This is a genomic window from Streptococcus infantis (assembly GCF_047464155.1).
GTDB lineage: Bacteria > Bacillota > Bacilli > Lactobacillales > Streptococcaceae > Streptococcus > Streptococcus infantis_U.
Genome location: NZ_JASHCL010000003.1, coordinates 269,812 through 283,316, shown reverse-complemented (window position 1 = coordinate 283,316; position 13,505 = coordinate 269,812). Strand labels below are relative to the sequence as shown.

The window sequence follows — 13,505 nt, the reverse complement described above, 5'->3', positions numbered from 1 at the left end:
AGCTTGCAAATCTTACTCTGTAACTAGAAGTCTTCTTTTCAAAAACTTTCCAGTTATTCTTTCTATTTGGAAGCTGACTTACGCCTCGTTAATTTGACCACGGCTTCTGTTCTAGCCGTGTGTGGAAACATGTCAACGGACTGGATATAGTGTAGGTCATAGACATCAACCAAACGGACTAAATCACGCGCCAAGGTAGACACATTACAGGATACATAAACCATCTTTTCAGGAGCGTATGTGACAATGGTATCCAAGAGCTTATCATCTAAACCTGTACGTGGCGGGTCTACTATCAAAGCATCGGCACAATAGCCTTCCTTGTACCAACGAGGGATAATTTCTTCTGCAGTTCCTGCTTCATAGTGGGTATTGGTATACCCCATACGCTTAGCATTTTCTTTGGCATCCTCAATGGCTTCTGGAATAATATCCATCCCTCTCAAACTTTTAACCTTTTTAGCAAAGGCAAAACCTATGGTCCCAACACCACAATAAGCATCAATCAGATGGTCATCCTCAGTCACGTCTAAAGCTTTAACGGCTTCACTGTAGAGAATCTCCGTCTGTTCAGGATTGAGCTGATAAAAAGCTCTTGGTGAAAGAGAAAACTCATAGTCTAGAACACCCTCGCGTATACTATCCCACCCCCAAATAATCTCTGTCTTGTCCCCATAAATCTCACTAGTTTTAGCAGTATTGGTATTGACTGCGACAGTCACTACTTCAGGATAATCCTTGACTAGGTCTTTCACAAATTGAGTCAGGTTCAATTGGCGATTGGTCACAATGATAATCTGAACTTGCCCAGTTTTCCGGGCTCGACGAACCATGATGGTTCGAACTCCAAGGATTTTCCGTTCATCCGTAATCGGAATTTGATGGTAGGTTAGGAGCTCAGCAATGCGATTGGCAATCGCTTGTGTTTCCTTGTCTTGGACTAGGCAGTCTTTTAACTCGACCAAATAATGGGAATTTTGAGCATATAATCCTGCCTTGACTTGACCCTTAAACTTTCGTGTTTGAAATTGCAGTTTAGCCCTATAATACTTTGGTTTCTGCATGCCAATAGTTGGTCTAATCTCAAAGTTTTCATAGCCAGCAGGGGCAAATTTCTTCAGAGCTTGATGGAGAAGATCTGTCTTGAATTCCAACTGCTTGTCATAGTGTAGGTGCATAATTTGACAGCCTCCACACTCATTATAAATAGTACAGTCTGGAACTACTCGAAATTTAGATTTTTTATTGACCTCAAGCAGTTTAGCCTCAACGTAGTTACGCTTGACAGAAGTCACCTGACAATAGATATCTTCACCCTTGAGGGCGCCTGGGACAAAAACGAGTGTTTTCTGGTAAAATCCGATACCTTCCCCGTTAATCCCCATGCGCTTGATTTTTAATGGAATTTTTTGTTTGACTTTAAGACTCATAAGTCTATTATACCACGTAGTTTCTCAATGGTTAAGAATATGTTACAATAAAACCATGAATACAAAGACATCTCATTTTTCCCCATTGGATTTTCCTGAGCAATTACGAACTTATATAGAGGGAGCAACCCTTTCTGACAGCTCTTCTCATTCAGGAGCAAGGGTCCTCTATCTTGACTCAGGTTACTACTTGAAAATAGATCGAAAGGGAAGTTTAGAGCGAGAAGCTAGCATTGCAAGTTGGTTTGAACAAGAGGGAATAGGAACTCCAGTCATCCACTATCTATCTACAGATAAAGACTACCTCCTGACTAAAGAGGCTATTGGTCATGATGCTCTCGCTTTTTTAGACCAGCCAGAAAAAATCTGCCGAACAATGGCAGAGGCTCTTAAAAAGCTTCACAACTTAAACCCACAAAATTTTCCATCAGAAAATCATTTAAAAGCCTATAAAGAAAGAGCCATTAAAAACTATGAAAAAGGGGAGTTCTATGCCAAGGCGCTCCTACCCCAATTCCAGATTAACAGTCGCGAAGAGGCCTTCCAACTCATCCAAGAACAAGGGCACCTTTTAGAAACAGATGCCTTTATTCACGGTGATGCCTGTCTACCAAACTTTATTCTAAAAGATGCTGACCACTTCTCTTGTTTTATTGACCTTGGTTTGGCTGATTTTAGTGACCGACATATCGATCTCTTTTGGGCAGTTTGGTCCCTCAACTATAACCTAAAGGACCCTAAATACGCTGAACTATTTCTTGACTATTACGGGAGAGAACAGGTCAATATACTTAAACTTCGACTCGTTGCTGCCTTTGAAGCATTCGGATAAAAGAAAACCATGAAAATCACAAAACTAGAAAAGAAAAAAAGACTCTATCTGCTAGAGCTTGATAGCGACAAAACTTGCTACATTACCGAGGATACCATTGTTCGCTTTATGTTGACCAAAGATAAGGACATTAGTCCCGAAGAGTTTGCAGAAATCCAGACCTTTGCACAATTTTCCTACGGAAAGAATCTAGCACTCTACCACTTATCCTTCAAGGCTCGTACTGAAAAAGAAGTCCGAGATTATCTAAGTAAACATGAAATCGATGAGAACATCATACCCAAAGTCATCCAATCTCTAAAAGATGACAACTGGATAAATGACAGACAATATGCCTATGCTATTATCAACTCTAATCAGCTATCTGGTGACAAGGGAAGCTATATGCTGATGCAGAAGATTTCTCAAAAGGGAGTTGCCAAATCCATCATCCAAGAAGTCTTACAAGAATTTGATATGATGGAAGTCGCTGAACGCACGGCTGAAAAACTACTGAAAAAATACCAGGATAAATTACCTGCCCGTGCTCTACAGGATAAGATTATCCAAATCCTAACCAATAAAGGATTTTCCTACTCAGAAGCTAAAACAGCCTTTGACCAACTGGATAGTCAGGTAGAAGAGGAAACTGTTCAGGAACTAATTTTTAAAGAGTTGGACAAGCAATATCGGAAATATTCACGAAAGTATGAAGGATACGAACTGAAACAACGTTTGACACAAGTTTTAGCAAGAAAAGGTTATGATTTTTCGGATATAGCCAGCGCTCTCAGAGAATATCTTTAATTTTTTCATGAAAAAACTAAGAACTTTAAACAAAAATGTGATACAATAGTAAACGATAAACTTATAAATTGTAGAAAGTTGGTTAGTTATGAAACTTCCAAAAGAAGGCGACTTTATTACAATTCAAAGTTATAAGCATGATGGGAGTCTCCACCGTACTTGGCGGGACACCATGGTACTAAAAACAACAGAGAACGCTATTATCGGCGTCAACGACCACACACTTGTTACCGAAAGTGACGGTCGTCGTTGGGTGACTCGAGAACCGGCTATTGTTTACTTTCACAAGAAATATTGGTTTAATATTATCGCTATGATTCGTGAAAATGGTATCTCCTACTACTGCAATATGGCAAGTCCTTACTATCTGGATGAAGAAGCTTTAAAATACATTGACTATGATTTGGATGTTAAAGTTTTTACAGATGGTGAAAAACGCCTCTTGGACGTTGAGGAGTATGAACGACATAAGCGAAAAATGAAGTATTCTTCTGATCTAGACTATATTCTGAAAGAGCATGTAAAGATTCTTGTTGATTGGATTAACAATGAGCGAGGTCCTTTCTCAGAAGCCTATGTCAACATTTGGTACAAACGCTACGTAGAACTAAAGAATCGGTAAAGTTGTCAGAGGTCAGGATTAAAATCCTGACCTCGTTTTTTTGGTAGTGTAAAATAAGTTGTATAAACACAAAAAGGAATAAATCCATTATGATAGAATTCGCGAGATATACAAAATAAATGGATAGACTAATATTTTTTTAATTTCTTTGTTCCTTGTAAGTTTACAACAAACTTATATCGTTTAATACAAAAATACGAAGATGATTGCTATAAAAGAATTCAGATCACCTTCGTATCAAATTATTTAGTTTTTGTATTTCTATATAACATCAATCTTTTAGTACAACATTTTAAAAGGATACCTTAACAGAGAAAATGCTATTTAATCTACCAGCTCATTTAATCGTTTTTGAAAATATAAAGCAATATTTTTAGATTCAATAAACTCAAAGTATTTAATGACATTTTGCATTTGTTTAATTCCAGATTCTTTAGATTCGATCAGGTATATTTTATATCCTTCTACAAACTTGAATGTAGATTTTTCAAAGACTTTTGTGTCATCTTTTAATAATTTTCTTAATTTCATTTCAAAGTAGTCTGCATATGATAGATGTGAATTTTCAAGGCAACAGAACCAAAAATTTAAACAAGCTGACACAACTAAATTTCTATTCTTACCGATTTTTTCGTAATAATGTGTACGCTCTAGTATTTCTTTTCCGACCCTGTAGATATAATCTATTTCAAAAAGATGATATAAATTACCAATCAGCGCTATCTCATAGGACTCCCATCGTTCCTTCTGGAATAAATAGTCATATACTAAATTTAGATCATCTCTACTAACTACATAATTACAATCTATCTGATTTAATAGTCCCTGAACCATAATTGTATTTATTCTATAAGTTTTTTCTCCACTCTTCTCAAAAAGTTTTTGTTGCTCATTTTTTATTTCCTCCAATCCTTTAGTATTCAAACTATAAAAATTTGGAGATAAATTAACCAAAAAATCATCAAGCTCCGATCTTTTATAATGTTCTAGATAATTACAAAAATTCTCGATCGAAACATTGATATTTGATAATAATTCAAAAAACGTTGAAAGAGAAATTTCATTTTCTCCCCTTTCAAATCTAGAAAGTTGAGATTTAGATATAGAATCAGCTGCAGCATACTCTAAAGAATATCCGTTTAATTTTCTAAAATATCTAAAAGCTTCTCCGTAATTTTTCACAATTTCGTTCCCTTAACTTTCTTTTCGAGCGATAAACATACCATATTCTTTAGGAATAATCAACATACCATTATTAAACTCACTTTCTAATCTATTACGAATTATTTCCTCTTCTAGTGAACCTATTTCGGAAATTCCTTTCAAGGATTGAATATATTGAACTAGATCGTCTATACTTGTCACCTGTAGCTCATCATCATAAATTAATTTTTCCACAGTGTCAAAATACCTATTTAAAAAAGTCTTCCCGTTTTGTAAAGTAAAAGTTTTATTTTCCAAATTTTGATTAACCACATCTTTAAATAAGCTTGCCAAATAATCTACAACTCCATTTTCACCAAATGTAGCACAATAAAAAATTCCTCCTTTTTTTAATACTCTATTCACTTCAGAGATAGCTTTATCAATGTCATTTACATGATGTAGAAGCATATTAGCAATAACAATATCAAAAGTTTCATTTTTAAAAGAAATATTTTGGATATCCATTCTTTCATAGTTGACATTATCTCTATTCCCAATCACTAACTTCGTAGTTTCTACCATGTCATTAGAAAAATCCGTTATAATCAATTGCTTCATCTTGTCTATTGAATCAAGATTACTTTTCCACAGTTCTCCTGTACCACATCCCAATTCTAGAATCGTTACCTCATCAGTATTTTGGTAGTTAGAAAATATCCAATTGTTAAATCCCAATTTATTTTTAGAATACCTCTTATGTAATTCCACTCGTATATCAAGATTATCATGACTTTTATATTGTTCAATTACTTCATCAATCATTTAAAATGACCTCCACTCTATAATTTGACATTATATCACAAGAATAAACACAGTGCTAAATAAGTTGTATAAATGCAAAAAGGAATAATTTTACTGCAGTATTGAACTGTTTATCAGTCTTCTAAATTCCAAAAAAAAACCTTTGATCAAAACTTCATTTTTCATCCACAAGTTTTAAGATGCACTGATTTATTAAAGGATTGAGATTCTAGGAGTAGGAATTCAAAGATTGGTCCATCGATTTCTCTCCATCACCTTTCCCTAGTAAAAAACCTGCCTTGAGGCAGGTTTTCGTCTAAATATCTAACTTTGTAACAGTAAATTTGATGTGAGAATAATCTTTCTCGATATCCTTATCAACCATAAAGGCGGTTGCATCCTTCTTGACCTGTACCAAGTCAATATTTTGAGCTTGAGCTGCATAGACACAGCCACAGTAACATTGGCGATAAATGTCGTACTCTTCACACATTTCTACAGAGCGTTTATAACCTTGATTTTTCTTAAAATCACTCGGAAGATAGTGAGTGGTGTAGATTTTCTGCACATCAATTCCAATACTATTAATCGTTTGCGAATTTTTGTGAGGACTGATGGTTAGGGCTGAGCCAAAGTAGTCAAAGCCTAAGTCCATAGCCACTTGCGCTGTCTTGTCCAAACGATAGTCAAAGCAAACCTTGCAACGGTCCCCACCTTCAGGTTCTTCTTCCAAACCTCGAACCAGTTTACGGTATTCGTTGGGTTCATAGGGAGCTTCTAGGTATTGGACCTTATTTCCAGTTCGCTCATTGAAATCACTGACAAATTTTTTGGTTACATAGGCACGCTTATGATACTCAGCTTTGGGATGGATATTTGAATTTGCAAAATAAATGGTCACATCCGCATACTTGGTCAAGTACTCTAGAGTGTAGGTGCTACAGGGAGCACAACAGACATGCATGAGAATAGTTGGTCTTTCTTCATTTTTTTCCCAAACTTGGACCATCTTTTGCATGACACGGTCATAGTTGATCTTTTGATTGGGATTCATCTTGCTTAGAATTTCTTCTACATCAATCATGCTCTTCTCCTTTTCTTCTTGTTATTTTATCACAAGAAGGCTCTTTGGGCAAATAAGGTTTCATGCTTTATCCAGTTTTTAAGTTCTGATTTAATACCTTGCCCATTCTTGTCAGACCGATTATTAGGATAGGGCAGATTAAAAGCAAGATAAGACCTAGAACTAAAAAGACAGCTACAAGACCCCAACGATCAATCAACCAACCTGTCAGTGGGAAAATGACAATCATAGATAAACTAAAGAGCATAGAATTGATACTAAGCATAGTTGCTCTTACACTAGACGGTAAATAGCCTTGTAAGTCATTGAAATAGATAGGCTGATAAACTGCATAGAGTGTATCGGTTAAAAGATATACGAGAAGAAAAGCAAAGGGAGTTCCAAAAAACACCAACAACAAGGCTAAACCCGTTAGTGCAACAAGAGTCGGAAAAACTCGATTGCTATTCCATTTTTTACCAATTTGACTAGCTACATAAACTGCTATAAGATTTAAGCCACTACCAATCAGCATGACCAGCGATACCTGCCATCCTGCTAAGTCACTTATTTTCTGCTGATAGTAAAAGTAAAACATGCACATGAGTGTTCCGACTAGCTGATAAGTCAGCATCCAATAAAAGAGTACTGGTTTTTCATGCCATTCTTTTCGAACTTGCAGGACAATCTTTTTAAAGGTTAAGATTTCATTTATTTCTCTCTTAGCCATTGGTTCTTTCATCAAATAAATCAAGATTATAGAAAGAAATGATAAGCCAATAGCGATTAGATAGGTCCAAGCCAAGGCTCCGTGAATAAAGAATCCTGCCACAACTGTACCTAGGGTTCGAGTCACTTCTGCCACACCAGACAAAAAGCTAGAAATCTGAAGATAACGGTCTTTTTGACCCGCTTCTACCGCAGAATCATATAAGAAAGCGGTGCTGGTTCCCGAGTCAAAATTATAGGACCAAGCACTGACCATCATGGCAAGAGCATAGATCCAAAAATTCCCCTGACCAAACAAAATCAAGATAGAGGATACAATACTGGCCAAGCGAGCCAAATAGAGATTGGTCTTGTAGCTAAATCGATCGGCCAACATACCAGATGGGATTTCACATAAGAGACTTGTCCCATGAAAGATACTTTCTAATAGACCAATTTGAAGTAAGGAAAGACCATTTTGGATAAAAAACAAAATCCAAAAACTGGTAATCCCAAAATAAGATGTGAATTCCAGTCCTGCCAGGAGTGGAATATTGCGTTTGTAAGTTCTTTTAAACATCGTTTTCTCTCTTTCAATATATAATATGAGTTTTTCTAAAAGACTTACTGAGAGTTGCCTACATTTTCTCCAACTCTTTCATTTAAAGTAATACTCAATGAAAATCAAAGAGCAAACTAGGAAGCTAGCCGCAGGCTGCTCAAAACACTGTTTTGAGGTTGTGGATAGAACTGACGAAGTCAGTAACATAGATACGGCAAGGTGAAGCTGACGTAGTTTGAATTTGATTTTCGAAGAGTATAAAAACGCCAGACGGCGTTTTTATAGCTATTAAGGTTTGATACGGTGCAACATACGTGGGAACGGAATGGCTTCACGGATGTGTTTTGTCCCAGCTGCAAAAGTTACCATACGCTCGATACCGATACCAAATCCACCGTGTGGTACTGTACCATATTTACGAAGGTCAAGGTAGAATTCATATTCTGTACGATCCATACCAAGTGATTCCATCTTCGCAACAAGGGCATCGTAGTCTTCCTCACGCATTGAACCACCGATGATTTCTCCGTACCCTTCTGGTGCGAGCAAGTCCGCACAAAGAACGCGGTCTGGATTACCAGGAACTGGTTTCATGTAGAAGGCCTTGATGTCTGCTGGGTAGTTCATGACAAAGGTTGGTACACCAAAGTGATTTGAAATCCAAGTTTCGTGTGGTGAACCAAAGTCATCGCCATGCTCGAGATGTTCGTAGTCAGCATCTGCATCATTTTCATGCTCTTGCAAGAGGTCAATGGCTTGATCGTAAGTGATACGTTTGAATGGCTCTGCAATGTAGCGTTTCAAGAGCTCTGTATCACGTTCCAAGGTTTCCAAGGCTTGAGGGGCACGATCAAGAACACCTTGTAGAAGAGCTTTCACATAAGCTTCTTGCAAGTCAAGTGACTCATCGTGTGTCAAGTATGAGTACTCAGCATCCATCATCCAGAACTCAGTCAAGTGACGACGAGTTTTTGATTTTTCAGCACGGAATACTGGACCAAAGTCAAATACACGACCAAGGGCCATAGCACCAGCTTCCAGATAAAGCTGACCTGATTGGCTCAAGTAGGCTGGTGTTCCAAAGTAGTCCGTTTCAAACAATTCAGTTGAATCTTCCGCTGCATTTCCTGAAAGAATTGGGCTATCAAACTTCATGAAGCCATTTTTATCAAAGAATTCATAAGTTGCATAGATAATAGCATTACGGATTTGCATGACAGCTACTTGTTTGCGTGAACGAAGCCATAAGTGACGGTTGTCCATCAAGAAGTCTGTTCCGTGCTCTTTTGGAGTGATTGGGTAATCTTGAGATTCACCGATAACTTCGATGTCTGTAATATCCAACTCGTAACCAAATTTAGAACGCTCGTCTTCTTTAACAATCCCTGTCACGAAAACAGATGTTTCTTGGCTTAGGCGTTTGATGGTGTCAAATTTTTCAAGACCTACTTCTTCTCCAAATTTTTCGATAAAGTTTGGTTTAAAAGCAACTCCTTGGAAAAAGGCAGTTCCATCACGCAATTGCAAGAAAGCAATTTTCCCTTTTCCTGATTTGTTGGCAACCCAAGCACCGATAGTGACTTCTTGACCAACGTAATCTTTTACTTCGATAATTGTTACACGTTTTGTCATCATTTATCTTCCTTTTTTCGTTTAACTTGTCCAAAGACATTATTACCCACTATTGTACCACAAATAATGGCTGATAGCTAGCTTGTTTGATAGAAATTCATAAGTTTTTAGCTACAAAAACCTCCGCCAAAAGGACGGAGGTTTAACTTCTTATTTTTCCATAAATTGGTGCAAACGACGAATGGCTTCTTTTAGAGTTTCCAAGTCTGTTGCGTAGCTGAGACGAACATTTTCTGGTGCTCCAAATCCGGCTCCTGTAATCAAGGCCAGACCAACTTCCTCAAGGATAGCCGTTGTAAATGCTGTTACATCGCTATAACCTTTCATCTCCATAGCTTTTTTGACATTTGGAAAGAGATAGAAAGCTCCTTGTGGTTTGACAACTTCAAAACCAGGGACTTCACACAAGAGTGGATAGATGGTATTCAAACGTTCCTCGAAAGCCTGACGCATAGTTTCTACAGAGTCTTGCGGTCCAGTTAGCGCTTCAATCGTTGCATATTGAGATACCGCAGTCAGGTTTGAAGTCGTTTGACCTGTTAGTTTACTCATAGCAGCAATGATTTCTGGATCACCCACTGCATAACCTACACGCCAACCTGTCATTGCGTAGGCTTTTGATACCCCGTTAATGACAATGGTTTGGTTGCGAATCGCTTCTGATAGACTAGAGATTGGCACAAACTCATTTCCGTTATAGACCAAACGACCATAAATATCATCTGCTAGGATGAGAATATCATGCTCAACAGCCCAATTCCCAATAGCCAAGAGTTCCTCACGAGAATAGATCATACCGGTAGGATTAGATGGGGAATTGAGAACCAAGACCTTGGTCTTATCTGTACGAGCTGCTTCTAATTGCTCCACAGTTACTTTAAAGTGATTGTCTTCTTTGGCTTGGACAAAGACTGGAACACCTTCTGCCATCTTAACCTGATCCCCATAGCTAACCCAGTAAGGTGTTGGAATAATGACCTCATCACCTGGATTAATCACAGCCATAAAGAAAGTATAAAGGGAGAACTTGGCACCTGTAGCAAAAGTGACTTCGTTTGCCGCCACAGAATAACCATAATAACGTTCAAAATAAGTATTAACCGCTGCTTTCAATTCAGGCAAACCTGAAGCTACCGTATAGAAAGAAGCTCGTCCATCTCGAATAGCCGCAACAGCAGCATCTTGAATATTTTCAGGAGTATGAAAATCGGGCTGACCTAAAGTTAAGAAAAGAACATCTTTTCCTTCAGCCTTTAACTTCTTTGCTCTTGCATCACTAGCCAGAGTGACACTTTCTTCCATTTCTAATACACGCTTGGATAGTTTCATAGCTTCTCCTTTTCGATTAGGCTACCAGATTCAAAATCTACTAGATAATAGTCTCCTCCAGACTCGATTTCCCAGACGGGCTTATCAGCGTACCGCCCGAAAGTAATCTTGTCGATCTCAGTTGCTCCTTTTTCTCTGACAACTGCTTCTGCTTTTTCTTGAGAAGTACCATTTTCTAGTTGATATACGTAAATATTATTGCTACTTTTCTCTATTAAGACAGCAACTGGTTTCTGATTCTTATCTTGACCAAAAACACTATAATAGCTTTCTAAACCATTGAAGATATCAACCTGGCTAACCATTTCTAGATTTGCATACTGCTTGGCAAGTTTTTCCCCTTCGACTTTTGCAGTTTGATAAGGTTTCATACTAAGCCATACCAAGTAGAGAAAGGAAGAAGTGGTGACTAGAGTTAACAAAGTTATACCAATAATGTACTGAAATAATAGGGAATTTTTTTCTTTTTTCTGTCTCTTTTTCACTCGTCTATTTTACCATCTATCCTATTGAATTACAAGTGAATTAAGGGGGAGATTCTTGAACTCTAACCTACTTTCAGGCATTCAAATATAAGCTCCAACTATTGAGCTATAGGCTTTTCTTTATCTACAATCTCATGATTGATAGCTTCAAATTTAATACTTTTTATATTTTGAGCAAATTTCTTGCAAATAATTTTGCCTTGTTGTAACATATATTATAACAACAGAGTAAATCTGAATAAAATTAAAAGGAGACATCCTATGTCTAAAAAAGTATTATTTATCGTTGGTTCATTACGCGAAGGTTCATTCAACCACCAAATGGCACTAGAAGCCGAAAAAGCTCTTGCAGGTAAGGCTGAGGTTAGCTACCTTGACTACTCAGCTATTCCTCTCTTTAGCCAAGATTTTGAAGTTCCTACACTTTCAACTGTTGCAGCTGCACGTGAAGCAGTTCAAGCTGTTGATGCTATCTGGATTTTCTCTCCAGTCTACAACTTCTCAATTCCAGGGACTGTAAAAAACTTACTAGATTGGCTTTCACGCGCAATTGACTTATCTGACACTCGTGGAGCATCTGCTCTTCAAGATAAGATTGTTACGGTATCTTCTGTAGCTAATGCAGGTCATGATCAACTCTTTGCAATTTACAAAGACCTCTTGCCATTTATCCGTACACAAATTGTAGGTGAATTTACTGCATCTCGTATCAATGATTCTGCCTGGGCAGATGGTCAATTAGTCCTCGAAGATAGCGTCGCTGCTTCTCTAGAAAAGCAAGCGGAAGATTTACTTCAAGCTATTCAATAATAAAAAAGATAGTAGAAAATCTCATTTCTACTATCTTTTTGTTTATTCAACAAATTCACCGATCATACTATGTTTTAATGGCAAACTACACATTACCAAAAGGAAGATGAAGGAAGATTGAATCCAAAAGAGGGCCAAATCAAAAATTCCATGCACAGCAACTACTGTTAAAAACGAAAGATAAAGACCAACAATCGGACGCTTGCTCGGCTCCTGACTCATATCGATTAATTTTCGGATTGGGTCTGAAGAGGCAATCCCTAATAATACCGTCCCTACTACACCGTAACTCAATATCGTATCAATGTAAATACTATGAGCATGTTCATGATAAGGAGCAAAAATACGAGGGTAAGAGTGCATATAGGTTAGGGGACCCTCACCCCAGAAGGGGTTTTGTTTGAATAAGGTCATACCCGCATTCCAGATAGATACTCGTTCTTCCATAGATGAATCGAGCGTTCCCATTCGAACTCCCAAATCACTCGAGAAGAGGAAGGCTAGACCAACACCAAATACTCCAATACTGAGCCAGAAGGCACGCCAGTTTTTAATGGTTGTGAACAGATAAATAATCGCACCAAAGATAATGGCTGGAAAAGCTGTTCTATTTTGAGTAAAGTTGAGTCCAAATAAATTCGCAAAAATCGCAATCAGAGAGAAAATTCTTAACCATCTCAATTTAGTTGTGCTAATTAAGTAAAATCCAATCATGATACAGAAACAACAGATAATTCCATAATAATTTGGATTAAAGAAGGCTACTTCTGCTCGGTTCTGGTGCCAAACCTGCATCTTTGGTGATAAGAAGGTATAATCAAATTTCTTAACGATTTGAAAATGCTCCAGAGCTGCGAAAACTGAAGCTAGCACACTAAGCGATAAAATTCCTTGTAATACTAATCTAAAAAATTTAGGGGTTAGATGAGCCTGGTAATAGTAAAAGAAAATCGCAAAGAGGAACATCCCTAAAGTGGAAACCAACCCCATCATATTTTGAGCTAAAAGAGAGATAACACCACTATAGCCAATAAATATAAGCAAGATAGAATGGTGGCATAATCGTTTTAATATCCCCTTCATCTCTCCTGTAAATATAAGACCTATTAAGTAGGCGATAAAAATAATAACGAAAATATAAAAAGGCAAGAAAATACTTAGAATAACAGTTAGCAAGACTAGTTCTTGCTTAGACAAGCCTTTCAATTTTTCAATGATACCTATTGATTTCACAACAGATCCTTTCTCTCTGCGCTATAAAGCTCAGATAAATAAACTATTAAAACATTTTACCATTTT

Annotated in this window: 13 protein-coding genes; 4 read left to right on the top strand and 9 right to left on the bottom strand. The window is 37.4% G+C overall.

Features of this window, described 5'->3' with window-relative positions:
- Positions 1-62: 62 nt before the first annotated feature.
- Positions 63-1,430: a 23S rRNA (uracil(1939)-C(5))-methyltransferase RlmD gene (gene rlmD, locus QM810_RS07635; RefSeq protein ID WP_414254423.1), complete on the bottom strand. Its 1,368-nt coding sequence runs from the start codon at positions 1,428-1,430 to the stop codon at positions 63-65.
- Between the two features lie 55 nt (positions 1,431-1,485).
- On the opposite strand from rlmD, the gene QM810_RS07630 reads away from it, so the two are divergent.
- From QM810_RS07630 to QM810_RS07620, 3 genes are all read left to right on the top strand, one after another.
- Positions 1,486-2,262: an aminoglycoside 3'-phosphotransferase gene (locus QM810_RS07630; protein WP_414254422.1), complete on the top strand. Its 777-nt coding sequence runs from the start codon at positions 1,486-1,488 to the stop codon at positions 2,260-2,262.
- A gap of 9 nt (positions 2,263-2,271) precedes the next feature.
- Positions 2,272-3,048: a recombination regulator RecX gene (gene recX, locus QM810_RS07625; protein ID WP_414254421.1), complete on the top strand. Its 777-nt coding sequence runs from the start codon at positions 2,272-2,274 to the stop codon at positions 3,046-3,048.
- Between the two features lie 88 nt (positions 3,049-3,136).
- Complete coding sequence (locus QM810_RS07620) at positions 3,137-3,670, top strand: DUF402 domain-containing protein (RefSeq protein ID WP_000775325.1); 534 nt, start codon at positions 3,137-3,139, stop codon at positions 3,668-3,670.
- A gap of 324 nt (positions 3,671-3,994) precedes the next feature.
- Here QM810_RS07620 and QM810_RS07615 read toward each other — a convergent pair whose 3' ends face one another.
- The 7 genes from QM810_RS07615 to QM810_RS07585 form a co-directional block, all read right to left on the bottom strand.
- Entirely contained in the window at positions 3,995-4,852 is an 858-nt protein-coding gene (locus QM810_RS07615; protein ID WP_301559069.1) for an Rgg/GadR/MutR family transcriptional regulator, read from the bottom strand.
- 12 nt (positions 4,853-4,864) lie between these two features.
- Positions 4,865-5,638 carry a class I SAM-dependent methyltransferase gene (locus tag QM810_RS07610; RefSeq protein ID WP_414254420.1) on the bottom strand — a complete coding sequence of 258 codons (774 nt, stop codon included), beginning with the start codon at positions 5,636-5,638 and terminating at the stop codon, positions 4,865-4,867.
- A gap of 295 nt (positions 5,639-5,933) precedes the next feature.
- Complete coding sequence (locus QM810_RS07605) at positions 5,934-6,701, bottom strand: epoxyqueuosine reductase QueH (RefSeq protein ID WP_006154672.1); 768 nt, start codon at positions 6,699-6,701, stop codon at positions 5,934-5,936.
- Positions 6,702-6,768: 67 nt separating this feature from the next.
- Entirely contained in the window at positions 6,769-7,968 is a 1,200-nt protein-coding gene (locus QM810_RS07600) for an MFS transporter (RefSeq protein ID WP_414254419.1), read from the bottom strand.
- 270 nt (positions 7,969-8,238) lie between these two features.
- The gene (asnS, locus tag QM810_RS07595; RefSeq protein ID WP_414254507.1) at positions 8,239-9,582 is read right to left on the bottom strand and encodes an asparagine--tRNA ligase; all 1,344 of its coding nucleotides are present in this window, start codon (positions 9,580-9,582) and stop codon (positions 8,239-8,241) included.
- 150 nt (positions 9,583-9,732) lie between these two features.
- Positions 9,733-10,911, bottom strand: a complete 1,179-nt coding sequence (locus QM810_RS07590) for a pyridoxal phosphate-dependent aminotransferase (protein ID WP_414254418.1) — start codon at positions 10,909-10,911, stop codon at positions 9,733-9,735.
- Positions 10,908-11,396, bottom strand: coding sequence for a DUF5590 domain-containing protein (locus QM810_RS07585; RefSeq protein ID WP_414254417.1), 489 nt, complete (start codon positions 11,394-11,396; stop codon positions 10,908-10,910). The genes QM810_RS07590 and QM810_RS07585 overlap by 4 nt, the downstream gene beginning before the upstream one ends.
- Before the next feature lie 261 nt (positions 11,397-11,657).
- Between QM810_RS07585 and QM810_RS07580 the strand changes: the two genes are divergently transcribed.
- Complete coding sequence (locus QM810_RS07580) at positions 11,658-12,206, top strand: NADPH-dependent FMN reductase (RefSeq protein WP_414254416.1); 549 nt, start codon at positions 11,658-11,660, stop codon at positions 12,204-12,206.
- 42 nt (positions 12,207-12,248) lie between these two features.
- Here QM810_RS07580 and QM810_RS07575 read toward each other — a convergent pair whose 3' ends face one another.
- Positions 12,249-13,439, bottom strand: a complete 1,191-nt coding sequence (locus QM810_RS07575) for an O-antigen ligase family protein (RefSeq protein WP_414254415.1) — start codon at positions 13,437-13,439, stop codon at positions 12,249-12,251.
- Positions 13,440-13,505: the final 66 nt, after the last annotated feature.